This is a genomic window from Candidatus Mycalebacterium sp. (genome assembly GCF_977828045.1).
Genome location: NZ_CDWCUL010000006.1, coordinates 22,671 through 48,806 on the forward strand (window position 1 = coordinate 22,671; position 26,136 = coordinate 48,806).

Annotated in this window: 29 protein-coding genes and 1 rRNA gene; 9 read left to right on the forward strand and 21 right to left on the reverse strand. The window is 52.1% G+C overall.

The window, feature by feature from the left end:
• Positions 1 to 2 precede the first annotated feature (2 nt).
• The 4 genes from ACY430_RS00905 to panB all read right to left on the reverse strand — a co-directional run bounded on the left by ACY430_RS00905 (position 3) and on the right by panB (position 3,006).
• Entirely contained in the window at positions 3 to 788 is a 786-nt protein-coding gene (locus ACY430_RS00905; protein ID WP_462137030.1) for a phosphocholine cytidylyltransferase family protein, read from the reverse strand.
• 128 nt (positions 789 to 916) lie between these two features.
• On the reverse strand, positions 917 to 1,318 hold the full coding sequence (panD, locus tag ACY430_RS00910) for an aspartate 1-decarboxylase (protein ID WP_462137031.1): 402 nt from the start codon (positions 1,316 to 1,318) through the stop codon (positions 917 to 919).
• Positions 1,319 to 1,342: 24 nt separating this feature from the next.
• The gene (panC, locus tag ACY430_RS00915; RefSeq protein WP_462137032.1) at positions 1,343 to 2,191 is read right to left on the reverse strand and encodes a pantoate--beta-alanine ligase; all 849 of its coding nucleotides are present in this window, start codon (positions 2,189 to 2,191) and stop codon (positions 1,343 to 1,345) included.
• On the reverse strand, positions 2,188 to 3,006 hold the full coding sequence (gene panB, locus ACY430_RS00920; RefSeq protein WP_462137033.1) for a 3-methyl-2-oxobutanoate hydroxymethyltransferase: 819 nt from the start codon (positions 3,004 to 3,006) through the stop codon (positions 2,188 to 2,190). Before panB ends, panC begins: the two co-directional genes overlap by 4 nt.
• A gap of 89 nt (positions 3,007 to 3,095) precedes the next feature.
• Here panB and ACY430_RS00925 point away from each other — a divergent pair, with 89 nt between their 5' ends.
• Positions 3,096 to 4,289 carry an aminotransferase class I/II-fold pyridoxal phosphate-dependent enzyme gene (locus tag ACY430_RS00925; protein WP_462137034.1) on the forward strand — a complete coding sequence of 398 codons (1,194 nt, stop codon included), beginning with the start codon at positions 3,096 to 3,098 and terminating at the stop codon, positions 4,287 to 4,289.
• Here ACY430_RS00925 and ACY430_RS00930 read toward each other — a convergent pair.
• The 7 genes from ACY430_RS00930 to ACY430_RS00960 form a co-directional block, all read right to left on the reverse strand.
• A complete protein-coding gene (locus ACY430_RS00930) occupies positions 4,286 to 6,109 on the reverse strand; it encodes a BamA/OMP85 family outer membrane protein (protein WP_462137035.1) in 1,824 nt (607 codons plus the stop codon). The genes ACY430_RS00925 and ACY430_RS00930 overlap by 4 nt on opposite strands.
• Positions 6,110 to 6,241: 132 nt before the next feature.
• Positions 6,242 to 7,183, reverse strand: coding sequence for an HpcH/HpaI aldolase/citrate lyase family protein (locus ACY430_RS00935; protein WP_462137036.1), 942 nt, complete (start codon positions 7,181 to 7,183; stop codon positions 6,242 to 6,244).
• Between the two features lie 36 nt (positions 7,184 to 7,219).
• Positions 7,220 to 7,474: an acyl-CoA dehydrogenase family protein gene (locus tag ACY430_RS00940; protein ID WP_462137037.1), complete on the reverse strand. Its 255-nt coding sequence runs from the start codon at positions 7,472 to 7,474 to the stop codon at positions 7,220 to 7,222.
• On the reverse strand, positions 7,471 to 8,388 hold the full coding sequence (locus ACY430_RS00945; protein ID WP_462137038.1) for an acyl-CoA dehydrogenase family protein: 918 nt from the start codon (positions 8,386 to 8,388) through the stop codon (positions 7,471 to 7,473). The genes ACY430_RS00940 and ACY430_RS00945 overlap by 4 nt, the downstream gene beginning before the upstream one ends.
• Positions 8,389 to 8,490: 102 nt before the next feature.
• Entirely contained in the window at positions 8,491 to 9,102 is a 612-nt protein-coding gene (gene trmB, locus ACY430_RS00950; protein ID WP_462137039.1) for a tRNA (guanosine(46)-N7)-methyltransferase TrmB, read from the reverse strand.
• Positions 9,099 to 10,130 carry a 3-dehydroquinate synthase gene (gene aroB, locus ACY430_RS00955; protein ID WP_462137141.1) on the reverse strand — a complete coding sequence of 344 codons (1,032 nt, stop codon included), beginning with the start codon at positions 10,128 to 10,130 and terminating at the stop codon, positions 9,099 to 9,101. The genes trmB and aroB overlap by 4 nt, the downstream gene beginning before the upstream one ends.
• 59 nt (positions 10,131 to 10,189) lie before the next feature.
• Entirely contained in the window at positions 10,190 to 10,705 is a 516-nt protein-coding gene (locus ACY430_RS00960) for an adenine phosphoribosyltransferase (RefSeq protein ID WP_462137142.1), read from the reverse strand.
• Positions 10,706 to 10,729: 24 nt separating this feature from the next.
• Here ACY430_RS00960 and ACY430_RS00965 point away from each other — a divergent pair, with 24 nt between their 5' ends.
• The gene (locus tag ACY430_RS00965; protein WP_462137040.1) at positions 10,730 to 11,347 is read left to right on the forward strand and encodes a hypothetical protein; all 618 of its coding nucleotides are present in this window, start codon (positions 10,730 to 10,732) and stop codon (positions 11,345 to 11,347) included.
• A 1-nt stretch (position 11,348) separates the two neighbouring features.
• Here ACY430_RS00965 and ACY430_RS00970 read toward each other — a convergent pair whose 3' ends face one another.
• A complete protein-coding gene (locus tag ACY430_RS00970; RefSeq protein ID WP_462137041.1) occupies positions 11,349 to 13,352 on the reverse strand; it encodes a methylmalonyl-CoA mutase family protein in 2,004 nt (667 codons plus the stop codon).
• 115 nt (positions 13,353 to 13,467) lie between these two features.
• Here ACY430_RS00970 and aroF point away from each other — a divergent pair, with 115 nt between their 5' ends.
• Positions 13,468 to 14,502: a 3-deoxy-7-phosphoheptulonate synthase gene (gene aroF, locus ACY430_RS00975; RefSeq protein ID WP_462137042.1), complete on the forward strand. Its 1,035-nt coding sequence runs from the start codon at positions 13,468 to 13,470 to the stop codon at positions 14,500 to 14,502.
• Here aroF and purN read toward each other — a convergent pair.
• The 6 genes from purN to ACY430_RS01005 all read right to left on the reverse strand — a co-directional run bounded on the left by purN (position 14,495) and on the right by ACY430_RS01005 (position 18,987).
• On the reverse strand, positions 14,495 to 15,097 hold the full coding sequence (gene purN / locus ACY430_RS00980) for a phosphoribosylglycinamide formyltransferase (protein ID WP_462137043.1): 603 nt from the start codon (positions 15,095 to 15,097) through the stop codon (positions 14,495 to 14,497). The genes aroF and purN overlap by 8 nt on opposite strands.
• Positions 15,098 to 15,125: 28 nt before the next feature.
• Positions 15,126 to 15,241: ribosomal RNA gene (gene rrf, locus ACY430_RS00985) — 5S ribosomal RNA — on the reverse strand.
• Between the two features lie 36 nt (positions 15,242 to 15,277).
• A complete protein-coding gene (locus ACY430_RS00990) occupies positions 15,278 to 16,639 on the reverse strand; it encodes a sigma-70 family RNA polymerase sigma factor (protein WP_462137044.1) in 1,362 nt (453 codons plus the stop codon).
• A 65-nt stretch (positions 16,640 to 16,704) separates the two neighbouring features.
• Positions 16,705 to 18,465 (reverse strand): DNA primase, encoded by a 1,761-nt coding sequence (dnaG, locus tag ACY430_RS00995; RefSeq protein WP_462137045.1) that lies wholly within the window; start codon positions 18,463 to 18,465, stop codon positions 16,705 to 16,707.
• A gap of 73 nt (positions 18,466 to 18,538) precedes the next feature.
• Positions 18,539 to 18,721, reverse strand: coding sequence for a 30S ribosomal protein S21 (gene rpsU / locus ACY430_RS01000; RefSeq protein ID WP_462137046.1), 183 nt, complete (start codon positions 18,719 to 18,721; stop codon positions 18,539 to 18,541).
• Between the two features lie 89 nt (positions 18,722 to 18,810).
• A complete protein-coding gene (locus tag ACY430_RS01005; RefSeq protein ID WP_462137047.1) occupies positions 18,811 to 18,987 on the reverse strand; it encodes a hypothetical protein in 177 nt (58 codons plus the stop codon).
• A 71-nt stretch (positions 18,988 to 19,058) separates the two neighbouring features.
• Here ACY430_RS01005 and ACY430_RS01010 point away from each other — a divergent pair, with 71 nt between their 5' ends.
• The 6 genes from ACY430_RS01010 to ACY430_RS01035 all read left to right on the forward strand — a co-directional run bounded on the left by ACY430_RS01010 (position 19,059) and on the right by ACY430_RS01035 (position 24,082).
• Positions 19,059 to 19,292 carry a hypothetical protein gene (locus tag ACY430_RS01010; RefSeq protein ID WP_462137048.1) on the forward strand — a complete coding sequence of 78 codons (234 nt, stop codon included), beginning with the start codon at positions 19,059 to 19,061 and terminating at the stop codon, positions 19,290 to 19,292.
• Entirely contained in the window at positions 19,289 to 20,026 is a 738-nt protein-coding gene (gene uppS, locus ACY430_RS01015) for a polyprenyl diphosphate synthase (RefSeq protein WP_462137049.1), read from the forward strand. Before ACY430_RS01010 ends, uppS begins: the two co-directional genes overlap by 4 nt.
• Complete coding sequence (locus tag ACY430_RS01020) at positions 20,023 to 21,171, forward strand: 1-deoxy-D-xylulose-5-phosphate reductoisomerase (RefSeq protein ID WP_462137050.1); 1,149 nt, start codon at positions 20,023 to 20,025, stop codon at positions 21,169 to 21,171. The genes uppS and ACY430_RS01020 overlap by 4 nt, the downstream gene beginning before the upstream one ends.
• Positions 21,168 to 22,736, forward strand: coding sequence for an RIP metalloprotease RseP (gene rseP / locus ACY430_RS01025; protein WP_462137051.1), 1,569 nt, complete (start codon positions 21,168 to 21,170; stop codon positions 22,734 to 22,736). The genes ACY430_RS01020 and rseP overlap by 4 nt, the downstream gene beginning before the upstream one ends.
• 1 nt (position 22,737) lies before the next feature.
• The gene (locus ACY430_RS01030) at positions 22,738 to 23,157 is read left to right on the forward strand and encodes a YybH family protein (protein WP_462137052.1); all 420 of its coding nucleotides are present in this window, start codon (positions 22,738 to 22,740) and stop codon (positions 23,155 to 23,157) included.
• A gap of 67 nt (positions 23,158 to 23,224) precedes the next feature.
• Positions 23,225 to 24,082 carry a class I SAM-dependent methyltransferase gene (locus tag ACY430_RS01035; protein WP_462137053.1) on the forward strand — a complete coding sequence of 286 codons (858 nt, stop codon included), beginning with the start codon at positions 23,225 to 23,227 and terminating at the stop codon, positions 24,080 to 24,082.
• On the opposite strand, the gene ACY430_RS01040 is transcribed toward ACY430_RS01035, so the two are convergent.
• Genes ACY430_RS01040 through ACY430_RS01050 form a run of 3 tightly spaced genes read right to left on the reverse strand, consistent with a single transcriptional unit; the run spans position 24,079 to position 26,110 of the window.
• Entirely contained in the window at positions 24,079 to 24,609 is a 531-nt protein-coding gene (locus tag ACY430_RS01040) for a bifunctional adenosylcobinamide kinase/adenosylcobinamide-phosphate guanylyltransferase (protein WP_462137054.1), read from the reverse strand. The genes ACY430_RS01035 and ACY430_RS01040 overlap by 4 nt on opposite strands.
• A complete protein-coding gene (gene cbiR, locus ACY430_RS01045; RefSeq protein WP_462137055.1) occupies positions 24,594 to 25,352 on the reverse strand; it encodes a cobamide remodeling phosphodiesterase CbiR in 759 nt (252 codons plus the stop codon). Before cbiR ends, ACY430_RS01040 begins: the two co-directional genes overlap by 16 nt.
• Positions 25,349 to 26,110, reverse strand: coding sequence for an adenosylcobinamide-GDP ribazoletransferase (locus ACY430_RS01050; protein ID WP_462137056.1), 762 nt, complete (start codon positions 26,108 to 26,110; stop codon positions 25,349 to 25,351). Before ACY430_RS01050 ends, cbiR begins: the two co-directional genes overlap by 4 nt.
• Positions 26,111 to 26,136 lie beyond the last annotated feature (26 nt).

The window sequence follows — 26,136 nt, forward strand, 5'->3', positions numbered from 1 at the left end:
GTTTAGCCCGAAGAAACTATTTTTAGAGGGCTGCCGACTGCAGCGCGGCGTTCGCCACTGAACACAAATTTGTCAAAGTTATTTTTGGCGACAAACAGGTCTTTGGGATAATCAACATCCATCCAGAACATATCGCCTATGTCGAAAGGTTTTATTTTATAGCCCTTGTTCAAAAGCCTCTGTATGCATGACACATACCATTTCTGGCGCACGCTTCCACACCTCATCTCCTCTTCAGAAGCCCGCTTTATCATCTCAACGCCGGTACCTCTGAAAAGACGCAATCCCACCGACTCATAATGGATATGGTCTTTAATATCTTTTGTTACAAGCGACACGCAACCGTTTTCCATCCTTATCTTCATGTCTTCCTCATCGTAGTTCTCTTTCTTTTTGACCGGAAGCACAATGTTTTCCTTCCTCATGTTTATCATATTGTCCAGAATGTCTATCTCAAAGATGTCATCGCCGTTCATTATGACTAGGTCATCGTTCATCTCGCCCCGCGCCAGACAAAGAGACACAAGACTGTTGGTCGTTTTGTAGAACGGGTTGTAAATGGTTTTTATCCTTATGCCGAGGCTGTCATAATTGCGCAAAAACGCCTCAACTTTGTTGAAACCGAAGCCGACCACAATAACAACATCGTTGATTCCGCAGTCTCTTATGTGGTTTATCTGGCTCTTAAGAATTGAAGTGCCGCCTACGTCAAGCAAGCACTTGGGAACATATTCCGTATAGGGGCGCAACCTGCTCCCCAGACCTGCAGCAAGAATAATCGCTTTCATAAAACCATCTCTCCCAGAACAAACAGATAAATAAAATCGGAAGTCTATATAAAAAATCAACGGCCAAACAACGCCAGCCGTCAATTACCTTGTATTATCCCCCGTAAGAGAGGAAAATTCAAGAATTATTATTGTTTCTGGCCGACCTCCGGTATTGTGAAGGGGCTCACCTCGTGTTTTACCGCCGTGATGTTGTTGCGCTCATCAACATAAACAAACTTGGGCTTGTGGTTCTTGCATTCGCTCTCATCGTATGAGCCGAAACTCACGATAATCAACGAATCGCCCTCACGTGCCAGATGGGCGGCCGCGCCGTTCACGCACACCGCATTTGTGCCTCTTTCACCCTCTATCACGTATGTAAAGAACCTGTGACCGTTGGTAACGTTGAATATGGAGACCTTCTCGTGGACGAGCAAACCCGCCGCCTCGATGAGAACCGGATCAAGAGTCAAACTCCCTTCGTATTCAAGATCGGCTTCTGTAACAGTCGCCTTGTGAATCTTCGATTTTAGCAGACTTACTTTCACGGCAATATACCCCCTTTCTCCCCTTCAAAACCTTATGTTGTCTATCAGCCTGGCTTTTCCGACCCTCGCGGCAATTGCCGCCAAACTCCCTTTGGACGCCTTTTCAACCGGAACAAGCGTCTCGGGGTCACAAATCTCAAGATAATCCACCTCAACAATCCCCTCACCGGCGAGAAACTGCCCGCCGTCCTTCAAAATCTCCGCGCTCTCACGCATACCCGACTCAAAAAGCCGCTTCATTTTAAATAAAACGCGCGGAATAGCAACCGCCGTTTCCCTTTCCTGTTTGGAAAGATATTCATTTCGTGAGCTCATGGCAAGACCGGACGGCTCTCTCACAGTGGGAACGGCGACTATGCGAATATCAAGATTGAGGTCCCTGACGACTCTTTTGATTATCGCAAGTTGCTGAAAATCCTTCTCGCCAAACCCCGCCACCTCCGGGCTGACGATGTTAAAAAGTTTCACTACAACAGTCGCCACCCCTTTGAAATGACCGAGCCTTGAAGCGCCGCAAAGAAAATTCTGCAACTCGCCCACATCAACGGAGGTCTGAAACCCGGGCGGGTATATCTCGTCCGCAGACGGTAGAAAAACAGCATCAATTCCGGCGGCGGAAAGTTTCTCAACATCGCCCTCTTCGTCCCTTTTGTAACTTCCGTAGTCCTCTCCGGCCGAGAACTGAAACGGATTGACAAATATGCTCGCCACGCACACATCGGCATGGGGGGAAGTCTCCCGCACAACACTCAAATGCCCCTCGTGAATGGATCCCATGGTCGGAACAAGCCCGACTTTGCGCCCGTTCCGCGCGGCGGCGGACGAAAACCTCTTCATCTCGTCAACCGTTCTGATGATGGCCGGGGTTTTCACCGTTTTTTCCCGTCCGGAGAGGGAAAAACGCCTTGCCTGACTTCGCGGATGTATTCTTTGGTCGCAACGGAAAAGATTTCTCTTGCTGCGGCGTATTTCTTCACAAAACCCGGCAGCGGACCCTTTGTGAGACCCACCATGTCGTCAAAAACAAGAACCTGTCCGTCACATCCGCCGCCCGAACCGATGCCTATGACCGGTATGTCAACTGCGGAGGTTATTTTTTCCGTAAGAGAATGCTCAACACGCTCAAGAAGAAGCGCAAACGCCCCCTCGCCGGCGCATTCAAGGGCAAGGTCGTATATCAACTGTGCGGATTCGGAAGTTTTCCCCTGAACTCCGTATCCGCCGAGCATGTTGACCGACTGCGGACACAGTCCCACATGCGCTATAACGGGAACTCCTGAGTCTGTAACGGCGCGAACGGTTTTTGTGTAGCGCCTCGCGCCGACCTCTATTTTTACGGATTCCGCGCCGCCGAGTTTCATAAGATTTCCCGCATTCTTTATGGCGTCACGGTTGCTTGCCTGATACGAAAGAAACGGCATGTCCGCACACAGGTGCGCCGTTTTGACGCCGCGCGCCACATTTTGCGTGTGGTAAATCATTTCGCTCATGCGCACCGGAATTGTGCTCTCAAGCCCCTGAACAACATTGCCCAGCGAATCGCCCACCAGAACAATATCAACGCCGCACTCATCAACGATTGAAGCAACAGACCAGTCGTAAGCCGTGATGGCGACAATCTTGCGCCCGTCTTTCTTCATGCGCTTGAGATGGGTGGTTCGCACCTTTTTTGTCCGCTTTTTTTCCATTGAAAATAAATCTAACAGGCAAAAGCGGACGGGAAAAGTCCGAAGCGGCAAGTTGAAATTCAAGGGCGTTAAAATATAATCGCTTTATCATGAAAGGTTCGGGCGGGCGATGGAAGTCGCCTCTTATACAAAGCCTTCCGGAATACGTCTTCAGCACGGTTGACAAACTCAAGAAAGACGCACGGATAAAAGGGGAAGACATAATTGATTTGGGTATGGGAAATCCGGACCGCCCAACCCCCGGTCATATCGTTGAGAAACTGATTGAGTCTTCCGGCAACCCGCGCAACCACCGTTATTCGGCGTCCGCCGGAATACCGAACTTGAGAAAAGCGGTTTGCGACTGGTACGAGCGAAAGTTTAACGTAACGCTCAACCCCGAAAGAGAAGCGGTCGCCACAATGGGCATCAAAGAGGGAATTTCACACCTTATGCCGTGCCTCATCTCCGCCGGAGACAGCGTAATCGTTCCGGTTCCGGCGTATCCAATCCACCACTATTCGGTAACCATAGCCGGAGGCAAACCGGTTTCGGTTCCGCTTGTCTCTGACACGGACACACTTATCGGCTCAATAGAGAGAGCGGTGCGCAAGGGCGGAAAAAAGGTGAAGGCGATTCTGGTGTCGTTTCCGAACAACCCGACCACTCAAACGGTCGGCATTGATTTTTTTGAAAAGATTGTGGATTTGGCGCGTGAGGCGGGGATTTTGATTATTCACGATTTCGCCTACGCGGAGTTGTGTTTTAACGGTACGCCTCCGAGCATAATGCAGGTCAAGGGGGCAAGGGAAGTCGCCGTTGAGTTCTACTCACTTTCAAAAACTTACAATATGCCGGGCTGGAGGGTCGGCTTTATGGTGGGCAATCCGGAGATTGTGGCTCATTTGAAAAAGATTAAAAGTTATCTTGACTACGGAATCTTCCAGCCCATACAAATCGCGTCCATTCTGGCGATGAACGGTCCGCAGAAATGCGTTGACGAAATAAGAGAAACCTACCGCTTGAGGCGCGACAAACTCATAAAATCGTTTGCCAAAGCCGGTTGGAAGATTGAGCCCCCGTCCGCAACCATGTTCGTCTGGGCGGAAATTCCCGAACAGTTTAAAAAAATGGGCTCGCTTGAGTTTTCAAAAATGCTCATAAAAAAAGCGGGTGTTGTCTCGTCTCCGGGGGTGGGATTTGGCAAACACGGTGAAGGGTTTGTGCGTTTCGCTCTTGTGGAAAACGAAAAACGCATAGGGCAGGCGGCGCGAAATCTAAACAGAACGCTTGGCAAACGCTAAAAGGCGTGTCCCACGTCCAGAAAGAACTGATACCGTTTCAGGCGCGGGTCGTGGTTGAGGGCGTAGCCGAAATCAAAAGCAATCGGAATTCCCGCAATCTTATAACGCATCCCCGCGCCAATGGCGTATCGCAGGTCATCAAGCGGATAGTCAAAACTTTTCGGAAAAACATTTCCGTAATCAAGAAAAGCCACTCCGCCAAATTTCTGCCATATGGGAAAGCGCATCTCAAACGCTCCGGTTACGAGCGAGTTTCCGCCAACGGGGTCGCCCCGTGAATCAAGCGGGCCCAACTCCTGAAACGGAAAACCCCTCATGCTTTTGTTACCGCCCGCGAACAGTCTTACAAACGGCGGAACGTCATCGCGGCCCGTATGTCCGAACGGAGACAGAAACCCCAACTGAAACTTCTTGGCGAATACAACCCCGCCTGCGGGGCTGAAATATCCGGCGACCTCAAAAACGGTCTTCACATACTCCTCATCGGAGCCCAGAAACGCGGGCGAAATCTCAACATCGGCGTTCATTGTGAAGCCGCCGGACGGATCCACCGGATTGTCGGTCGCCGTTATATCAAAACCGCCCGTAAGCGTGGATAGAAAGATGTCATGAAGTCCGCGCGCAAGATTTGTGTCCCCCGCTTGCGATCTTATTTCAGACCTGATTGCGGCGGGATTGAAATGGACGGAAAACAAGCCGTGCGCAAAGTCCTTTCTGATTTCGGGAGAAAATATGAGAAAATCCGCCTCATAACTCGGAAAATCGTCTCTGCGGATGTCAAAAAGCAACGAGAGGTTTGAGTTCGCCCCCAGAAATCCGGTCTGCTGAATACTAACGGCGGCGCCCTGAGACGCGAAAGAAGCCCGCGCGGAAAGTTCCAAAGTTCTGTTCAGATTCAAAAAATCGCGGTTTATCAGTTTCACGCGGCCGCGCAGTTTGTCCACCGACCCGGCCCCGACTCCGAACTGGAAGGTCATGGTTTTTCTTCGCACGGGAGTAACAACCGTGGAAACCACCGCCGCCTCGCTGTCAATCTCCGAAGTTATGGAAACGGACTCAAAATACCCCAGTGCGACAAGCCGCCTTTTTGATTCAAAAAGCTTTGACGGCGAACTGGGCTCTCCGGTGCGGTAGGTAAGGTTTTCTATCACAAGGTTGCGCAGGGTTTCATCTTCGGTGCGAATCCCTATGTTGCCGAAAATGTGCGGCGGACCCGGCTCAATGGCAAACATCACCTCCGCACGCCTCTCTTTGCGCCTGACCTCTCCTTTTGAATCCACCGACGCCGAGGCGTAGCCCATCTCAAGCAGGGTGTTCTTCACAACCCCTTTGGCTTTTTGAAAACGCTGTACGGAAAACCTCTCGCCCTCTTTGAGCGGCACGCCGTAAATGGCTTCCCTGATAAGCGCTATCTGTTCGGGCGCGAGCGCTCCCTTGATGTCAATCTTCACCTCAGACACAACCACGTGCTTGCCGAGTTGAATATTTATCTCTATGGCAACCCTTTTTTTGTTTTTTTCATAAACCGGACGCCATGTTACTGAAGAGCGGTAATACCCGTTGCCCACAAGAAACTGCCGCAGGTATTCCATATTTCTCTCAACCTTGAATCTGTCGAATTCGGGATAGGTTCTGCGTAAGAATTTGCCGCTCGGAACAATCTCCGAGATAACGCTTTTCATCTCGGAGTGGTCAATCTCTCCGCCACCTCTTATGGAAACTTCCGAGATTGCCAGCGACTGACTTTCCTGAGCCGCTCCCTGTGCGGGGAACGAAACCAGCAGAAAAGCGAGAACCAGTGGAACTGCGAGTAGGCGCATGTTTGCCCGTTAAAAACAACGGCTACGGGCGGATAATGCCCGGATTACCGCCCTTTCAATATATTGTATCCGGTAATTGACATGCTTTTTTCAGCCATTGTTTCAACGTATGCTGATCAATCATTCCGGCGTTCAGGGCTTTTGAAATGCGCATAAGCGCGATTTTCGCGGTCGCTTCGTCAACCATCTGCCCGGTTTCGGGTCAAACATGCTGCCGCCGCCCTGTTCATGGTAGAAATCAAGCTGGTGCCTGGCATCTTCTATTTGCTTGTCGGTCGGAGAGAATGCCGTGTTGGATATCAGAGCCTGTTGCGGATGGATAACCCAGGTTCCGTCCATTCCAATATCCGCGGAGCCCGCACATTTTTTCTCAAGACCCTTCTCAATCTCTTTTATGGTTTCGGGCTTGGCATCTTTTCTCCAGATTCTGAGATAGACGTTGTCTATCGCGTGAAGCCCCGCCGCTTTCGCCGCCGTAACAACGGCTTTTTTCTCGTAGTAAAAAACCTCGTTCTGCCTTTCCAGAAGAAGGTCGGGGTCAAGACCGAGTTCGGCCGCGTAATCGGCTATTCCGAAAACAAGTCCCGCCATTCTCGGAGACGCAGTCGCTATCTCGTAGGCGTATTTCACGGCGCGCGGGCGCTCAATCAGCGCCTCTATGCCGACCTTTGTTTTCCAGCCGTGCTTCTTCTCCAACTTGTCCAGCAGGTCCGAGACGATTTTAATGTCTTCGGGGCCGTTTGACTTGGGAACGATAACGCCGTGAAACCTGTCCACGGCACCGCTCATAACCGCCTCAATGTCGCCTTTGAAGAAATCTGAACGCACGTTGTTGGGACGAACCGTTACAACCTTTTTGCCGAAATCAAGCGTGTTGAGCGCTTCAACCATAACCGCCCTGCTTTTGTCGCCTTTGAACTCATACGGGCAGGCGTCTTCAAGATCCGCCATCACGTGATCAACAGGCGCCTTTACGGGGTCGGCGGCGTTTGAGTGAAGTTTCATATTGTGCCCTGGATAGGTGAGCTCCGTTCTCGGAACCACAACTCTTGAACCGTTGTCTAATACAAACATTTTTTCCTCCTTGTTTTTTTCGTCCTGAAAGGTTTGTCAATAAATCTCAAGAAGCCGTCTGGCGATTACTTCATGCTGAATTTCGCTTGTGCCTTCGAAGATGCTGAACACGCGCGCGTCCCGCCAGAATCTCTCCATGGGATATTCCGAGGAATATCCGTAACTGCCGAATATCTGCATCGCCTCTCTGGTCACGAACTCCGCCATTTCCGCCCCTTTGGCTTTGGCGATTCCGGCTTCAAGGTCGCAACGTTTGCCGCTGTCTTTCTTCTCCGCGGCAACATAGGTCAAATTGCGCGCGGATTTCCAATCTCAACCCACATTTCGGACAGTTTGTGACGTATAATCTGAAAATCGCTTATCGGTTGCCCGAACTGCACACGTTCTTTGGCGTATTTAATTCCCTCCTCAAAAGCCGCTTGCGCGACCCCGACCGCCCTTGCCGCGGTCTGTATCCTCGCCGCCTCAAAAGTGGTCATAAGGTGGTAAAACCCCTGGCCTTCCTCAAGCCCCAGAAGGTTTTCCGCCGGAACCCTGCATTCATCAAAACTGACGGTGAAAGACTTCATTCCGTGATAGCCAATCGTGGGAATGGGACCGCCCGCGATGTTGGGGTGGTCAAGATGCTCTGACGGCTCCTTCTCAACCAGGAATATGCTCAAGCCCTTGTGCCTTTTGGACGCATCCGGATCCGTTCGCGCGAGCACGGCGAGAACATTCGCCCTGTTGGCGAATGTACACCATGTCTTTTCTCCGTGCAGTATGTAGTGGTCACCGTCTTTTGTGGCGGTAACTTTGACTCCCGCAAGGTCTGACCCGTTGTCGGGCTCAGTGAAAGCCGCGGCGGACATCAGTTCCCCACTTGCGAGACCCGGAAGAAACTTCTTTCTCTGCTCCTCCGTCCCGCCGTTTTGCAGAAGCGTTCCGGTGATGATGTTGCGCGTCATAATGCTTCCGGCGCTGAGCAACCCGCGGCTGAGTTCTTCGGTAACTATCGCCATGCTAACGTAGTCCAGCCCGACCCCGCCGTATTCTTCGGGGAAAATCATCCCGAAATATCCGAGTTTCCCCATCTCCCTGATTATCTCCGGCGGAATTTCCTTGTTTTCATTGTGGATTTCCGCCGCAATGGGAACAATTCTTTCCTCGGTAAATTTGCGCACCGACTGTCTTATCTCTTCATGCTCGCTTGTGCATAGGGGCATAACCGCTTTCTCCTGTTTCCTACTCTTTTACGAAACCGCAGTGTTTCCACTGCTCACTCTGAAACAAAAACCGCAAGTATGAAACCTGAACGGCTCGCTTTGTCAATACGCGCCGCCCGCTTCGTATATCAGGTATTTAATCTCCGCCCCCTGTTCCCTGAATATCTTTTCAAATCTGGTCTGCGGTCTGTCGCCCGGATACGAAAGCGGCGCCTCGCCGCCCGAAATCCTCCGGAACATTTTTGAGCGCGTGAAAACCTCCGTGCACCGCTCAATGTATTCATCATGGTCGCTCACGATTTCAAAGCGCCCGCCCCCGGTTATCACGCGGGCAAGAACGGACGCAAAATCGGCATTCACAATTCTGTGCTTGCGATGGCGGTCTTTGGGCCAGGGATCGGGGAAATTTATGTAAACGCGGTCAAAGGTCGCAAAGGCGAAAAGCCCCACCGCAAGCAAGCCGTCAAGATGGATGTATTTGAGGTTTTGTGCGCCGCTTTTTTCCGCGTTTCTCACGGCTTTGACGAATCTGCCCGCTTTAACCTCAACCCCGACGTGATTAAAATCCGGCATCAGCCGCGCAAGTTCAAGCAGAAACTCGCCGTCGCCACACCCGATGTCCAGAGTTACGGGTTTTGAGTCGCCAAAGAGGGTCTGTTTTGAAATGGGCGGCAGGTGCTCCGAAACATCAAATGCCGCGCTCCGCAGGTTCATAAAACGCTCTCATCAACGGCGATGCAGTGGCTCCCGCCCACGGTCGCCATTTCGCCTATCGCACGCGGCAAAGCCATTTCCACGTTGCCCGCGCGGACTTTTTTGTCAAGTTTCATCGCCTCAAAAAGCCGCGCCCCGTCCATTCCAGAGGGAATCTCAAACGGAAGACCCGCGGACTTAATCAGATCTTCAATCCTCCGGGTTTCACTTTCGGGCAGAAGCCCCATCGCCTGTGATATTCGCGCTTCGGCAACCATTCCAATCGCGACCGCGCCGCCGTGCGGTATTGAGTAACCCGAAAGGTTTTCAACTGCGTGCCCGACCGTGTGTCCGAAATTGAGGATTTTCCTCAAATCCGCCTCCTTTTCGTCCTCTTCCACAACGCGCGCTTTGATTGAACAACCTCTCTCAATTATATGAAGCAGCGCCCGCTCGTTACTGTTGAGAACCGCGTCCATATTTTCTTCAAGAAACGCGAACAGTTCCGGATCTTTGATGACTCCGTATTTTATGACTTCGGCAACCCCTTCAACAATGTGCGCGGGCTCAAGAGTGGAAAGAAGCTCCACGTCCGCATAAACGGCTATTGGCTGATGAAACGCCCCTATGAGGTTTTTTCCGGAGGGGGTGTCAACGCCGGTTTTTCCGCCAACCGAACTGTCCACGCAGGCAACAAGGGTTGTGGGAACCTGAACATAAGGCACGCCTCTGCAATATGTCGCCGCGACAAATCCCGCAATATCCCCCACAACGCCGCCTCCAAGCGCTATGACGGCGCAGTCCCTTCCGAGAAGGGATTTCTGCATCATATCCTCAATGCTCTGTTTTGTTTCCCTTGTTTTGCTGCTTTCCCCCGCCGGAAATTCAAAAATTTCGGCGCGGGAGACGCTCTTTTTCAATTCTGAAATAAGCGCCGGAGCGTGAAGGCGCGCAACATTGGAATCGGTTATAACCGCCCAACAGTCCACGCCGGGTATTTCCGCGAGTTCCGAAGCGATGAGCGTAAAAAGCCCGTCGCCGATTTTAATCTGATACGGGCTGCTTGTCCGGGATTTTACTTGTGATTTTACGGGCGTTTTTCAGCACCTCAAACTTTAAACTGGATAACGGAGAACACCGGCTCTTCCAGTTTGGACGCGCCATCCAAACCGGTGAGCTCAATAAGGAAAAGATAGCCCGCGACCCGCCCCCCGATGCTTCTCACAAGCCGACCGGACGCCTCCGCCGTGCCTCCGGTGGCAAGCAGGTCGTCCACCACGAGAACCTTTTCACCTTTGCCAACCGCATCCTTGTGTATTTCAAGGGAGTCCGTTCCGTATTCAAGATCGTAGGATTCCGCTTGCGTGGAGTGCGGCAGTTTTCCCATTTTTCTTACCAAAACCATGCCCTTGTCCATCTTTGAGCACAGAGCGGATGCGAAAATAAAACCGCGCGATTCTACGGCGACGATTTTGTCAAAATCAACGCCTTCCACCATTTCCAACATTCTGCCAACGGTTTGTGAAAATGCCTCGCCGTCCTGAAGCAAAGGTGTGATGTCGTGAAAGCATATGCCCTCGCGCGGAAAATCAGGCACATCTCGTATGCGGCTCTTGATGTCAATCACAGTTTTTGTATTATAACACGGATGATTGAGTTTTCTCTGAGTCGGTACGGGGGACAAAAAACAGGAGGTTTCGCGGCTGTTTTCGCCGTATTCTTCTGCCTTGCGTTTACCGCCCCGGCGGCATCCGGTGAGCCGCTTCTGGGTTTTGATTTGATGACTCCCTCAAAACACGCTTTTAAGAGAGCGGCCGATATGGGTCTCCAAACGCTTGAAAAAGGCAAAACCAAGAACGCGAGAAAAGAGGTGGTTTTCTCCGGTTCGGCGGCTCAAATTCCGGTCGGCACAGAGGAAACAATAACGAGGCTTTCCTTCTACAAAGACAAAATTGAGGCGGTTACCTTGCTCGGCAACGGCGCGGATGAGAAAGACGCGCTTGCGGTTGAAACGGCGATTAGAGAACGATACGGCGAGCCTGACGCCGAAGAGGAGATTTTTTCTTACAGAGTCAAATCGTGGGACCTCCCGGACTCCAAACTTGTTTTCAGTTATTCGGGCGACACGCTGAAAATCTCGCAGACCCATCTCCAAACCAGAAAGAAAAGGTATGAAAGGGATTTCGCCAGAGAAAAACTCAAAGATAAACGGCATCCCGTGCAAAAGATGCTTGACGGCGATTTTTCAAAGCCGGAATACAAGTGATCTACGACCTGCTTTCAAGAACAAGTTCCGCGATGTCATTCATTATGTTGGTCAGGGAAAAATCTTTCGGCGTGTAAACCTTTCTCACCCCTGACTTCATAAGTCTTTTCGCGTCTTTATCGGGAATAATGCCGCCCATGATGACGGGGATATCGGACATTCCCCTGTTTTTGAGCATCTTCATTATCTTTGGAACCACCGTATTGTGCGAGCCCGAAAGTATGCTCAAGCCTATCAAGTCAACATTTTCCTGCTCCGCCGCGCTCACTATCTGTTCGGGCGTGAGGCGGATTCCCTGATACAAAACCTCCATTCCCATGTCTCTTGCGCGAACGGCTATTTGTTCGGCGCCGTTGGAATGTCCGTCAAGCCCGGGTTTGCCTATGAGAATTTTTGGCGGCCTGCCGAGTTTGTCGCGTATTTTTTTGACGGAAACCCTGACGCGCTTGTCCTCATCGTGTTTTATACCGCGCGATAACTCAACGGACGCTCCCGTGGGAGCCCTGTATTCACCGAACTCTTTTCTCAAAGCGTCCGCCCACTCGCCGGTGGTAACGCCCGCGCGAGCGCACTCTATTGATACGGGCATTATGTTTTTTCCATTGCGCGCCGCAGAGGTAAGTGCGGACAGCGATTTTTTCACTTTCGCGGCTTTCCTTTTCTTTTTGAACGCAGCGAGCCTGTTTATCTGATCTCTAATGAGTGCGGGCGAAGATTTGTGAATTGAGGTTTCGAGCGACTTCGTGAGAGGAGACTCTTCGGTTTCGGTAAAGCAGTTCACACCAACCCGCATAATGTCGCCCGATTCAATGGCGGCAACGCGCAAAGCATTTGAAGCAACAAGACTCTCCTTCATATACCCGATACTCTCAAGCGCGCCGCCCATGTCCGCGATCTTGCCGGCTTCGGCAAGCGCGGCTTTTTTGAGTTCGCGCGATTTGGCGTTAATCACCTTTGAACCGTCAAGGATGTCGGGGTATTCAAGAATGTCGGTCTCAAAAGCGAGAATTTGCTGAAACCGCAGAGACCACTGCTGGTCCCACGGGCGGGGAAGCCCGAGCGCTTCATTCCATGCGGGCAACTGAATGGCGCGGGCGCGGGCGTTTTTTGAAAGCGTAACGTCAAGCATTTGCAGTATGATTCGCGCCACATTGTTTTCGGGCTGGTCTGCGGCAAGCCCCAGAGAGTTGACCTGAACACCGTAGCGAAACCGGCGAAAATTTTCATTTTTGACACCGTATCTGTTTTTGGTCAAATCGTTCCAGATTTCCGTGAACGCGCGAAGCTTGGAAACCTCTTCCACAAAACGGATTCCCGCATTCACAAAAAACGACACCCTGCCGACCACGCCCGGAAAATCTTTTTCCGAAATAGCGCCGCTGTCTCTCACGGCGTCAAGCACGGCAACCGCATTTGATATTGTGTAGGCAATTTCCTGAACGGGAGTCGCTCCGGCTTCCTGCAAGTGGTAACTGCATATGTTGATGGGGTTCCATCTCGGAACGTTGCGATAGCAGTGCACCACCATGTCGGAAGTAAGACGCATTGAGTGCGCGGGCGGGAAAATGTAAGTGCCGCGCGAAAGGTATTCCTTGATTATGTCGTTCTGGGTGGTGCCTTGGAGCAGAGACGAGTCCGTGCCGCGCTTTTCGGCGACCGCTATGTAAAGCGCCAGCAGCCATGCGGCGGTCGCGTTTATCGTCATTGAGGTGTTCATCTTTTCAAGCGGTATGCGGTCAAAAAGGGTTTCCATATCCTCAATGTGGCAAACGGGAACGCCCACCTTGCCGACTTCGCCCTCGGCAAGCGGGCTGTCGCTGTCGTATCCGGTCTGGGTGGGCAAATCAAAGGCGACGCTGAGCCCCGTCTGCCCTTTTTTAAGATTTTTTCTGTAAAGCTCGTTGGACGCCTTCGCCGTTGAATGCCCGGCGTAAGTGCGCATTATCCACGGGCGGTCTTTCGTTTGCGGCGCTTTTCCGTTTGTCCGTTTAGTGCTTGGCGGCATCACTCTTCCCCTTATCGGTAATTGTAAAAGTGCCAAAGGGCAAGTCAAGGAAAACGGGGACAAGTTTTCAGGTTGTGATATAGTGTTTGCCCGTATTAAAGGAAGAAATTAGAAAATGATAATTGTAATGAAGAACTCCGCGACTGCGGGGGAAATCAACAAAGTTATATCCGTTATTGAGGATTTGGGCTACAAAGCGCAACCCATAGAAGGGGTTTTGCGCACGGTCATCGGGGTTGTCGGAGACGACAGAGACAAAACCGCCCACAGGGAAAACCTTGCTCTACTCAGTGGGGTGGAGAAGGTTGTGCCGATTCTCCAACCCTACAAACTTGCGAGCCGCGAAGTAAAGGATATGACTTCCGAAGTAACGGTTGGCAACACAAAAATCGGCGGCACGGAGATCGGCGTAATCGCGGGGCCGTGCTCGGTTGAGAGCGAAAACCAGATTATGGAAATTGCAAAAGCCGTCAAGGCGGCGGGCGCAACGATGCTTCGGGGCGGAGCTTATAAACCGCGCACTTCGCCCTACTCGTTTCAGGGTCTCGGACGGGAAGGGCTTGATCTTATGCTTCAGGCGAAAAAGGAAACGGGGCTTATGCTTGTTACCGAGATAATGGACGTCGGCGACATTGATGAACTTGAGCAATACGCCGATGTGCTTCAGATAGGAGCGAGAAACTCGCAAAACTACTCTCTGCTGAAGGTTGTCGGCAAAACCAGAAAGCCGGTTCTGCTCAAAAGAGGGCTTTCAACCACCATAAACGAGTTCCTCATGTGCGCCGAATACATACTTTCCGAAGGCAACCCCGACGTTATGCTGTGCGAAAGGGGAATACGAACTTTTGAAACGGCGACCAGAAACACATTTGACCTGAACGCCATACCGGTTTTGAAGGAAAAAACCCATCTTCCGGTTATTGCCGACCCAAGCCACGGAACCGGATACTGGAACTACGTTACACCCGTTGCACTGGCGGCGGTTGCCGCAGGAGCGGACGGACTGATGGTGGAAGTCCACAACGAGCCGGAAAAGGCTTTCAGCGACGGCGGGCAGTCTTTAAAACCCGAAAAGTTTGAAGACCTGATGAAAAGAACCGCCATGGTCGCAAAAGCGGTCGGCAGAACGATGAAATCGTCCGCTAACTGACGACAACCTTTCCGCCGTCAAGTTTTATTCGCCCTTCGGCAAAAAGCGCTATTACTTCGGGATAGATGCGGTGCTCCTGAGCGTGTATTTTCTCAGTGAGCGTCTCTTCGGTGTCATCGGGTGCGATTGAAACATCCGCCTGTTTTATCACCGGACCCGTGTCAACGCCTTCATCAACGAAGTGCACCGTGCACCCCGTCCGCCGCGCTCCGGAATCAAGAGCGCGTTTTACCGCCCGCATTCCCGGAAAATCCGGCAGTAAAGACGGATGTATGTTGATTATTCTCCCTTCAAACCGCTTTATAAAATCGGGAGACAGTATCCTCATAAAACCCGCAAGCGCTATCAAATCGGGGCTGTGCTTGTCAAAACGCGAGATTATTTCCGCCTCGAAATCCTCACGGGAGGAAAACCCCGTGCGGTCAACAACCTCAATCGGCAAACCGGCGGCGCGCGCGCGCTCAATGGCGCGGGCGTGTGGATTGTCGCACACAACGGGAGCGATGCGCAACCCCGCGATTTTGGCGTCCATAATTGCCTGGAGATTGCCGCCGCTGCCAGAAACAAAAACAGATATTTTGCAGACGGCTGACATGGGAAATGTTGTCAGTATATGGAAAGAACCAAGGCGGCAACCTACTTTCCCACCCCCGCAGGGGGCAGTATCATCGGCCCAAAAGAACTTAACTTCCGGGTTCGGAATGGAGCCGGGTGTTTCCTCTCTGGTATAGCCACCCAGATTCAAGCCTCAATTTATCACGGGGATGAAAAACTGTCAATCCGCATAGAGGCGGATTTGCGATTTTCTGCTGCTTCTCTTCAGTTTGGCAAGCGATTCAACCTCTATCTGCCTGACTCTTTCCTTTGTAATTCCAATCTGCCGCCCTATTTCCTCAAGGGTGTGCTCCTTCTTTTCTTCACCGATACCGAAGCGCATGCAAATCACCTTCTGTTCATTTGGTTTGAGCACCTTAAGCGCCTTGTGAACAATCTCCCGAAACTCTTCTTTCTCAAAAATCTCAGACGAACAACTGTCCGGACTTTCGTCCTCCACAAAATCCATTATCGTGCTACTGTAATCCTCGTTTCCAACCGTGACATCAAGCGAGAGAGTGCCGTTTGCAAGACGCATCGTTTTTGAAACCTCGCCGGGAGTCTGCTCAAGTTTGCGTGCTATGTCGTCAATAGATGGCGACTTCCTCATTTTTTGAGACAAAGCCCTCTTTGTTTTGTATATCTTGCTGACATTTTCCACCACATTGACGGGAATCTTTATCACCCTTGACTGCTCGGCAATGGCGCGCGTTACCGCCTGCATTATCCACCAACTCGCGTGAGTGGAAAACTTGTTGCCCCTGCGGTATTCAAACACGTCAACTGAATGCCTGAGCCCAATGTTGCCCTCCTGGACCAGGTCAAGAAGCGGCAACCCCCTGTTTTTGTATTTGTTCGCTATGCTCACGACAAGACGCAGGTTTGCTTCAACAAGCTTTTTTCTGTTCTCTGAAACATCATTGCATGAGGTGCGCAGTGCGGACAGAGAAGCGGCAACCTCGTCTTCTTTCTGCGGAACATACCGCTTGCGGAGTTTTGCCAGAATTTTCTCACACTCGTCTTTGCGTTTGCGCGAGCGTGTGGATTTATACAGCGCGGATTTCTCATCAATTTCGGAAAGAACGTCCGCCACCGCCTGCTCAACAGCGTCAAGGCGGCGCTTGAACAAAAGGTTGTTCTGGCGGTTCATATCCTTGATGATTTCCATTTTTTTCTTCATATTGCGTGATTTCCTACGCGAGAACGCCCTGAGTTTCTCGCCGGATTGTTTCATTTTGCCAATTTTTTTCCCAATCTCCACGCCTTGCTCAATATATCCGGCAAGCGTGACAAACATTGTTTTGTAACGGTTCTTCTCCACCTCTTTTTTGCCGGGCACGGCGAGGTCGGCCTTTTCATCGGAGCAAAATTCGTGCTTCATAAAATTGCAACTCAGAATCGCCTGTGCGACCCTTTCTTTGGATTTTTCAAGGTCTTTGGCAACCCTGATTTCCTGCTCTCTTGTCAGGAGGGGATGCATACAGATATCCTGCAGATAGGTCCGCATCGGGTCTTTCTCCGCTGACCCTCTGACATCGGGCACGGTCTCCGATGTTTCCTCCCCGTAAAACTCTTCCTCTTCACGTGTCGTGTCTTTTACTTTGGACTCTATGATAAATCCCCCCGTGTAAGTTTTTTCCGCTCATCAAGCAAATCCCTGTAACGTTTCATAAGCTCGCCGCCACGGGCATCATCATGAGAGTCGGTCTCAAGAACCCGCAAACTTTCGCGCACGGATTTGAGTTCCCTGCCTATTGCGTCCAGTTTGAGTTTTACAAAACACTTTTCAACCTCGCGCCTAACATTGCTTTCGTCCATAAAGTCAATCTCTTCAAGTGTGAAATACGCGCGGGAAAGCAGTCCGCCCGCCGCCCCCTCGGAAGCATGCTCCGAGCCTGCAATACCGGAAGCACGGATTGAAGATATGATGTCTCTCACTTCGCCCCGGGGAATGTATTTCATAATCTCTTCGGCGCACAGAAATTCAGCCATTTCGGGAAACTTGAGCGCAATCTTCAGCAACATCATCTCCGCCGAACCAACCTCCGGGACCGATGGCGCGGCCGGCAAATCACGAACCGGAGTGCGCGGCTTGCCGGCGGACGAAGCCAGTGAATAGAGGTCGGCTTCCCTGAAGCCGAATCTGCATGAAACCTCTCTCACATAGGGACCCACTTCTGTGCTGTCTCCGAGAATTGGAACAATCGCCATAAGTTTTTTCGCCGCCGCTGACTGTGAAATCCGTTTTTCCGCAAGCACCGCCGCTATGTCTTCCATAAGAACCTCGGTAAGCGGAAGGGCGCTGTCAAGAACCGCACACAGAGCATCCGTGCCATTGTTCCTCACAAACCCGTCCGGATCAAGCCCTTCGGGAACCCGCGCCACACGCGGAACAACACCGCTCGCCATAAAAACCTCTCCCGCGGAAAAAGAGGCGTCCATTCCGGCGCGGTCACCGTCATACAAAATCACAATGTCGTCCGCGTAGCCTTTAAGAATGCCCACCTGCTCTCTTGTGAGAGATGTGCCGAGAGACGCCGCAACGTTTTTAACGCCGCCCGCGTAAACTGACAAAAGATCGGTGTATCCCTCAACCAGCACGGCAACGCCCTGTTTTCTAATCTCCTGCCTTGTTTTGTTCAGTCCGTAAAGAGAGCGTCTTTTTTTGTAAACCGGCGACTCCGCGGAATTCAGATACTTCGGCGCGCGCACGTTTTCGTCAATTATCCTGCCGCCGAAACCGATAACTTTGGAATCCGGGCTGAATATCGGAAACATAATGCGGGCGCGAAACTTGCAGTAAAGGTCGGACGAGCCCTCTTTGGAATCCACGAGTCCCAGTTCCTTCGCGCGGCGAAGCGGCAAGCCGAGTTTTGATAGAAACTCCGGAACAGCGGAGCCCGAAGCCGGAGCATAGCCGATTGAAAACTGCTCAATGATTTCGGAATTAATTCCCCTCCGCCGGAGATAGGAAAGCGCCTTTTTGGACTCTTCGGTTCCGTTTCGAAGGGATTTGTGGAAGAAATCGCAGACCGACCTGTTAATCGTGAAAAATTCGTCGTTGGAGGTTTTGCGCCCCGCGAAACGCTCTACACTGACACCCGCCTTGTCCGCGACTTCGTGAAGAGCCTCTTTAAAGTCGCACCCCTTGACGCGCTGGAGAAACGCGAAAACATCTCCGCCCGCCCTGCAACTGAAGCAGTAGAACATCCTCTTTTCATCACTTACGTGAAGGGACGGATTTTTGTCATCATGGAAAGGGCATAGCCCCGTATGGGACCTGCCCGCCTTTCTCAGGGACACATAGTTGCTTACGACATCAACTATGCTAACCCTGCTCTTCAGTTCCTCTGTAGAAACTTCCGCCATTTTTCCGCAAAACGGGGAACAAATCCCCTGTTAGCACTCAAAACCCCGCGCCGCATGATAAGCAACCCGCTCATCATCGTGACTTCTTCACACGTTTTATAGCAGCCAAAACCTTTTTTTTCCTTTTCTGACTGGGTTTTTCGTAGAACTGCCGCCTGCGAATCTCCGAAACAACACCCGCTCTTTCAACCTGTTTTTTGAAACGCTTGAGAGCGCTGTCTATGCTCTCGCTGGAACCTACAATTATGCCGGGCATAAGCTTTTAGCCCTCTGCATACTGTTTGGCGAAAAAATCATTACGTTCCAATGGTAAGGAAAAAGCCCTCAATGTCAATGGATTTTTAATTATTCCGGTTTGCCCCCGTTAAAAACTTTCCCGAACATTTCCCGCTTTTTGCGAACCTCTTCATTTTCATTTTCGGGCTCGTTCGGACTGTCGGAGTCATCACTTTCCTTTCTCTGCTCCTCAAGCCGGACGCTCCACGGGTCCCTGACGTCTCTGATTTTGCGTATTAATCCCAACAGTTTTTCCCTTCCGCTCTGCGTTGCGTGAGGTTGTTTAGCCCCCCGCAAGCATATAGATTTAGCGCCAAATGGCAAAACTTATCGCGGATGTCATAGAAAACTATCTAGACATCCTTTCAAACACAATACCCCGCATGGTTTCAGGAGCGAACGCCGAGGCGCGCTTCGGCATTTACTGCGCGGCGGTGGTGATTTACCCCCTTGCGCTTTTGGTTCTTTTAGTCCTCGTAACGGTTGCGGTGAGCGCCGTTTTCATTGTTCATCCTCTAATCGCCGGGAGTGGCAAAACTCCCTCTCCATGAGCAAAACCAACCTGACTCCCCGCCATGTTGCCATCATAATGGACGGCAACGGAAGGTGGGCGCGCAGCCGTGGAATGCGCAGAATAGCCGGACATCTTGCCGGAATGAAATCGGTTCGGGCAATTGTTGAAGCGGCCGGCGAAATGGGCGTTACGCATTTGAGTCTTTACGCATTTTCGCTCCAAAACTGGGGGCGCCCGAAGGACGAAGTGCGGGGGCTTATGGAGTTGCTCGCACAGTATCTTGAAAAAGAAACCGCCACACTTGTAAAAAACGGCATACGGCTCAACCCCATCGGGCGGCTTGACCGCCTTCCCGCGGGCACGCGCGCCGCGCTTGAAGAAACGGTCAAAAAAACGCGGGGCGGAAAAAAACTCACTCTAACGCTGGCGATTAGTTACGGAGCGCGCGAGGAGATTGTGGAAGCGATGAAAAAAATCGCCGCGGCGGGAACAAAACCCGAACGCATAACAAAGAAAACCGTTGAGGCGAACCTGCACACCGCCGGGCTTCCCGAACCCGACCTGCTCATACGAACGGGCGGGGAGATGCGGCTGTCAAACTTTTTTCTGTGGCAGTCCGCCTACACCGAAATCTATGTTGCCAAAACCCTTTGGCCGGATTTCAGAAGACGGCATCTGAAAAAAGCTGTTGAAACCTACATGAGCCGCGAAAGGCGTTTCGGGCTCACAAAACCCTCAGGCGGCGAACACAAAAAGAGGCGCGAAAGTTGAAAAAAATCTCCATTCTCGGCTCAACGGGCTCAATAGGCAGGCAGGCGCTTGAAGTAATTGAGTGCTTCCCCGACCGCTTTGAGGTGTGCTCCCTGTGCGCGGGCTCAAACATCGCTTTGCTCAAAGAGCAGATTGAAAAATTTTCCCCGTCCGCCGTGTGCGTGAGCGATGAGGAAAAAGCGCGCGAACTGGAAAAAACCGCGCGCGGCAAAACAGACATCGTCTTCGGCAAAAAGGGGCTTTGCGAACTCGCGGCGGACGAGTCCGAAACGGTGATTTCCGCGATAGTGGGGGTCGCGGGGCTTGAGCCGACCCTTGCCGCCGTGCGAAAAGGCAAGCGGATAGCACTCGCCAACAAAGAAATTATCGCGGCGGCGGGGAAGATTGTGATGGACGAGGTGCGCGCGAGCGGAGCGGAAATTGTTCCGGTTGACAGCGAGCACAGCGCGGTGTTTCAGTCAATACGCGCAGGCGGAAAGGTGAGGCGGCTCATAATAACCGCTTCGGGCGGACCCTTCCGCAACGCTCCGCAAGACACGCTTGAAAAGGTCGCGCCCGCGCAAGCGCTTGCCCATCCCACATGGGATATGGGAGACAAAATCACGATAGATTCGGCGACAATGATGAACAAGGCGTTTGAGGTGATTGAGGCGCGGTGGCTTTTTGATGTTCCGCCTGAAAAAATCGGGGTCTGGATTCATCCGCAGAGCATCGTCCACTCAATAGTGGAGTTTGAGGACGGCTCGGCGGTGTGCCAGATGAGCGAGCCCGATATGCGCGTGCCGATAGCGTTCGCGCTGTCATACCCCGAACGCCTCGCGCTTCAAACTGAAAGATTAAATCCCGCGCGGCTTTCGCAGACCTCTTTCGAAGAGGCGGACATGCGGAAAATCATCCCGCTCGCGCTCGCCTTAAGGGCGCTTGACGAAGAAGGAACAATGCCTGCGGTAATGAATGCCGCGAACGAGGAAGCGGTGAAATTTTTTCTGGACAACCGTATAAAATTCACCGATATAGTTAAGATTGTGGAAACCGTCATGGACGGCCATAATACCTCACCCGCCGAAACGGTGGAGCAGGTTCTGCAAGCGGACGCGCGTGCGCGCGAGGAAGCCGGACGCGCCGCCGAAATGAATGAAAAATGAATTCCCTAACGGCTTTTCTTCTGCTCATAGCTCTGCTCGTATTCGTCCACGAGCTGGGGCATTTTCTGGTTGCTAAATGGTGCGGAGTCCGGGTTGAGCAATTTTCTCTCGGCTTCGGGCCCGCCATTTTGAGTTTCACTCGCGGCGAGACCACATACAAAATCTGCCTCCTACCGCTCGGCGGCTATGTGAAAATGACCGGAGAATCGGACGAGGGGGGCGCGTTTGTGGAAAATGTCCCCGGCGGAGCGGAAACGCCGTTTGAAAAAGGCGACATGATTCTCTCAATTGACGGCGCAGACATTGCGCCGGGGGTGCGCTGGAAAGAAATAATGAATTCTCTGCGCGGCAAGGATGCGCCGGGCGAAACCGTTGTCAGAAGAAACGACTCCGAGATGCTCATCAAAGCCTCCGGCGAGGATTTTGAGCGCATTGAGGCATACTCCGGGGGCGAATACCCCCGCTCTTTTTCCAAGAAAAGCGTCTCGCGCAGAATGGCGATTGTAACGGCGGGGCCTCTGATGAATTTCCTGTTGCCGTTTGTTCTCATACCCCTGGCTTTTCTTGCGGGGGTGTATGTTCCGGCTTACACGGAATCCGAACCCGTTGTGGCACGGATTGTGGACGGCGCGGACAAAGCGGTTCGCAAGGGCGACAGGATAGTTTCGGTGAACGGCGGAACGGTGAAAAAATGGAGAGATGTGTCTTCGGCGCTGAGCGGCGCGGATGGCGTTGTGCGCGTTGAAATTGAGAGGGGAGGCGCGATTTTTCCGCTTGAAGTCAGCGCGCGCGGCATAGCCCCCGAACTTATCGCCGAAGAGCGCAAGGCGGTGGTCGGCGGTGTGGCGGAGGGTTCGCCCGCCCGCAGTGCGGGCATAAAAACCGGCGACAAAATAGTGTCAATCAACGGGCGGAAAATCAGCGGCTGGGACCACATGGCGCGCGTCATAAGGGAAAGCGCGGGACGCGAAATTGATTTGACGCTTAAAAGAAACGGCAAAACTGTAAAAACATCCGTAGTCCCCATAACGATGCCCGGCAGTAAGCACGTGGCGATAGGCATAATCCTCAAAAGAGAGGAAACCTTGAAAAAGTTCGGGGTCGTTGAGTCCGCGACCGGCGGAATAAAAAGGGCGGCGGAAATAACCGTTCAGGTGGTTTCGGCTTTTTTCCTCCTGCTCTTTTCGCTCATCGGAGGCGAGATGTCTCTGGGACAGATAGGCAAAACGGTTGCGGGACCGCTTTTCATAGCAAAAATGTCCGGCGCGATGGCGGAGCAGGGAATCGCGAGTTTACTGATGTTCGCATCTTTTATAAGCGTGAACCTCGCGGTGATAAACCTTCTGCCAATCCCCGTGCTTGACGGCGGGCATATGGTCTATCTGACCATAGAGGCGGTAAGAAAAAAACCGCTCTCCCGCGCCACCCTTGAAACGGCACAGAGAATAGGATTTTCTTTCCTCATAGTTATAATGCTGGTTGCCACCTACAACGACTTTACAAACCTGTGGGGCGACATCGCCGGGTGGCTGAAAAGTTTGACCGGCACGGTGGGAGGAAACTGAAATGTCCGACAAAGAGGAAATCCTCAAAGCAAATGACGACTTCTACTCGGCTCTCGCCACAAGAGACCTGAAAGCGATGGAAAAGGTGTGGCAAACCGATGAAAAGGCGGGTTGCGTCCACCCCGGCTGGACGATAATGCGGAACTGGGAAACCATAATGCAGAGTTGGGAAAGCATCTTTGATCCTCATGACCAGGCGGACATCAAACTATCTCACGTTTCGCTTGAAATAAGCAGCGATATGGCATGGGTAACCTGCGTACAGGAAATGACCTACATAAAAAGGGAGCCGGTAACCTTCAACATCTCACAGTCAACAAACATCTTCAAAAAAAACGCGGGTCGCTGGGTGATGCTGATTCACCACGCTTCGCCCATAATCGTAAGCGGTTACCGCCCGCAGGTGTCAAGCATTCAGTAATGTCTTTTCAACCCAAAAAGCGTTTATTCGTGATATAGTTTCAAGCACGCACCCGGAGGGGCGAAAAATGAGCGAACAGGAAACCTATATTTATGAGCCTTTTGCCGAGACCGAAGAATACAAAAAGGTCAACGGCGAAATAATCACCGAGTGGGTCGATCTGATGATTGACCGCGGCACTGAGCGTGTTGACAAGATAGTTGACATCGCGACCGGAGTCGGCACGATGGTGCAGTTGTTTGTGTCAAAACTTCCCGAACAGTTCAAATATTCTGAAATCGTGTGTCTTGACCAGTCCGCCGAAGCGCTCAAAAGAGCGGCGGAAAAACTTGGAAATATCGTCCCCGCGATGAGTTTCATCAACGCGAAGGTTCAGGACGCGGAATTGGAGAAACAGTCCATTGACGTTGTCATCTGGGGCAACGGCATACACTACCTCACGCAAGAGGAACAGATAGAGAGCCTGATAAACATAAGAAAGGGAATGAAGGAAGGCGGCTGGCTTTTCTTCAACACGGCCTTCTATGAGGGTTCCAGACCGCAGGACACCCTCTCGTTCTACCGGACGCAGGTTAAAAAGGCGGTTCAAAGCCTGCGGGCGCGCGGCATACAAAGGGAAAAAGAGCACAAAAGAGCCGAAGCCGCGAGTTTCCACCCCAGAGGCCATTACGAAGATCTTGTCTCGTCCGCGGGTTTTAAATTCGTAGAGGCAAAAGAATACGCCGCAAGTTTGAGCAAAGAGGCATGGGAATACATCAGTTCTTTCCAGCAATACGCCTCGGGCGCGCTCGGCGGCTATCCGGTTGAAGAAGCATCCATCGCCATGAGAAACGCCGTGGAACCGGCGATAATGGAGCACGGCCGCAAGGAAAACGGCACGTTTGTCGTAACAAGAAACTGGCTGTCGGTCTGCGCGAGCGCTTAAGAGTTCGTCCGTAACCGGACCGTCGCCCCGGCGACAAGCAGATACGCTTCATCACATAAAGACACAATGCGTCTGTTAAACGCGGCAAGTTCGTTTGCGTAGGCGCGGGTCTGTTTTTCCGGCGGAATAACGCCCATTCCCGTCTCGTTGGTTACCGCGATGACAAGTCCCCGGAAGTTCTCAAACTGTTCGCAAAATTTCTCCTTCTCACGTCGCGATTGCTCTTCTCCGGTTTGCGAAAGATTGGCAAGCCAGACGGTCAGACAGTCAACAACGGCGAGGCAACGCGGGTCGCTCGCGAACCGCTCAAGCGCGCCGCCGGGAGAAAGCGGTTCCTCCACGGTTTTGAACCTCTCGCCGCGCTCAAGTTGATGCAGCCGTATTTTCTCCCTCATCTCATCGTCAAACGGGATCGCGGTCGCGATGAAAACGCGCTCGGGAAACTCCGCACTCTGCTCGGCTATTTCAAGGGCGCGGAGACTTTTCCCGCTTCCAACCCCGCCCGTGAGCACTATCTTTTTTCCCATTTTTCAATCTCCGAATCCACAATCTTTTTTGACGGGAAAAAGTCCTCTTCGCCAAACATCTCAATCGTCAAAACCCCTTCATATCCGCTTGACAGAAGTTCGCCCGTAACACCGGACACAAAATCCGGCGGCGCATCCTGAAAACCCAGATGCCTGCCCGAATCGGGGTCGTGCATATAGAAATGAACAATCCCCGTTTTGTCGCCGGACGCGAGGTATATCTCCTTCCAGTCATCACCCGCCTTGTGCGCGTGCGCGATGTCAAGGCAGAGCCGCGCGGGCGAACACTCAAAAACCGGTTCAAGCCGGTTGAAGGGATATGACGCGAGATTTTCAACAAAAAGGTTTCCGCCACACGCGGCGAAAATCTTGGACGCGGCGGCGCAGGCGGCGTCAGTCCAACCGGTTTCCGCAGTTTCCCCTCCGGGAAGGTGTAAAACATACCCATAGGGGCTCAAAGGCGCGGTCAAATCCGCTATCTGTGCGGCGCGGCGAAGCGAAAAACTTCTGAAATTCCGGTCTTTTGAGCAAACATCAATATCAAGCGGAAGGTGAACCGTGTATGAAAAACCGCCGCTTCGGGAAATCTCTCCGAGGCGGTCAATTTCCCCGGCCGAAGGCAGAGAGTCATCACATGCACCTTCAAATATCAGCAGTTCTATGTCGTCAACAAGACCGGCGAGTTTTTCAACATTTGACACAATGTCCGCCGGATATACATACGAGGTGCATCCGAGCTTCAAAGCATCTTACCCGCGACCATAAAACCAAAGACCTCACATATTTCAATCACCGCTCCGTGAACATCTCCGTTCGGTTCGCCGAATGCGGTTTTGAAAAACCTTGTGAGAAAAAACGCCGCCGCGAACACCACAAGTGCGATGCCAATTCCCCCGAATCCGCAGAGAACAAATGCAATGGCAAAGGCGACAATTGCGGCTCTGAAAGCAATTTCCGAGTCTCCGCTGAAGTTGAATCTGCGGGCGAGCCCCCTTGAGTCCGACCATTCACCGTTCGACATATACGACACAATCACCGGTCCGAAACGCGAAATGGCGGGAATCGCCACAAGCGCGGCGGTGAAAGAGTCGGGCGAAACCGAGCCGAGCGCAAGAATTTTCGCGGCAATAACAAAAGCAACCGCCGAGACGCCGAAACTCCCGAGTCTTTTGTCTTTCATCACCGCAAGCGCCCTGTCCCTGTCACCAAAGTAGTGAAGAGCGTCAAAACAGTCTCCCACGCCGTCAAGATGCAAACCCCGGGTTACAACCGCGAGCCCGGCTACCGCGATAGCCGCGAGAACAAAGGACGACTCCACAAAAACAGACAGAACAATCACAGCCGTCGCACTGACCGCTCCGGCGACAACCCCCGCAACCGGAAAAAATGGCAAAGCCGCGGCGGCCTTTTCCTTCGTTAAATCACATGAAGAACCCCACGGATTGAATATGGTGAGAAAGCGAACGGCGGTCTTAACCCCGCCAAAGTTGTAACCCTTCATGGCAGGAAGGATAACAAAAAGAAGTT

Bases quoted from the DNA above. Each gene is read 5' to 3' on its own strand.
- ACY430_RS00930 (WP_462137035.1), bottom strand. From the start codon at position 6,109: ATGCGCCTACTCGCAGTTCCACTGGTTCTCGCTTTTCTGCTGGTTTCG.
- ACY430_RS01035 (WP_462137053.1), top strand. From the start codon at position 23,225: ATGAGCGAACAGGAAACCTATATTTATGAGCCTTTTGCCGAGACCGAA.
- uppS (WP_462137049.1), top strand. From the start codon at position 19,289: ATGAGCAAAACCAACCTGACTCCCCGCCATGTTGCCATCATAATGGAC.
- ACY430_RS01030 (WP_462137052.1), top strand. From the start codon at position 22,738: ATGTCCGACAAAGAGGAAATCCTCAAAGCAAATGACGACTTCTACTCG.
- ACY430_RS01050 (WP_462137056.1), bottom strand. From the start codon at position 26,110: ATGAAGGGTTACAACTTTGGCGGGGTTAAGACCGCCGTTCGCTTTCTC.
- panB (WP_462137033.1), bottom strand. From the start codon at position 3,006: ATGGAAAAAAAGCGGACAAAAAAGGTGCGAACCACCCATCTCAAGCGC.
- aroF (WP_462137042.1), top strand. From the start codon at position 13,468: ATGATAATTGTAATGAAGAACTCCGCGACTGCGGGGGAAATCAACAAA.
- ACY430_RS00945 (WP_462137038.1), bottom strand. From the start codon at position 8,388: ATGCCCCTATGCACAAGCGAGCATGAAGAGATAAGACAGTCGGTGCGC.
- ACY430_RS01010 (WP_462137048.1), top strand. From the start codon at position 19,059: ATGGCAAAACTTATCGCGGATGTCATAGAAAACTATCTAGACATCCTT.
- ACY430_RS00905 (WP_462137030.1), bottom strand. From the start codon at position 788: ATGAAAGCGATTATTCTTGCTGCAGGTCTGGGGAGCAGGTTGCGCCCC.
- ACY430_RS00965 (WP_462137040.1), top strand. From the start codon at position 10,730: ATGATTGAGTTTTCTCTGAGTCGGTACGGGGGACAAAAAACAGGAGGT.
- rpsU (WP_462137046.1), bottom strand. From the start codon at position 18,721: ATGCCCGGCATAATTGTAGGTTCCAGCGAGAGCATAGACAGCGCTCTC.
- dnaG (WP_462137045.1), bottom strand. From the start codon at position 18,465: ATGGCGGAAGTTTCTACAGAGGAACTGAAGAGCAGGGTTAGCATAGTT.
- ACY430_RS00925 (WP_462137034.1), top strand. From the start codon at position 3,096: ATGAAAGGTTCGGGCGGGCGATGGAAGTCGCCTCTTATACAAAGCCTT.
- ACY430_RS01040 (WP_462137054.1), bottom strand. From the start codon at position 24,609: ATGGGAAAAAAGATAGTGCTCACGGGCGGGGTTGGAAGCGGGAAAAGT.
- trmB (WP_462137039.1), bottom strand. From the start codon at position 9,102: ATGAACCTGCGGAGCGCGGCATTTGATGTTTCGGAGCACCTGCCGCCC.
- ACY430_RS00970 (WP_462137041.1), bottom strand. From the start codon at position 13,352: ATGCCGCCAAGCACTAAACGGACAAACGGAAAAGCGCCGCAAACGAAA.
- ACY430_RS00935 (WP_462137036.1), bottom strand. From the start codon at position 7,183: ATGTTTGTATTAGACAACGGTTCAAGAGTTGTGGTTCCGAGAACGGAG.
- rseP (WP_462137051.1), top strand. From the start codon at position 21,168: ATGAATTCCCTAACGGCTTTTCTTCTGCTCATAGCTCTGCTCGTATTC.
- purN (WP_462137043.1), bottom strand. From the start codon at position 15,097: ATGTCAGCCGTCTGCAAAATATCTGTTTTTGTTTCTGGCAGCGGCGGC.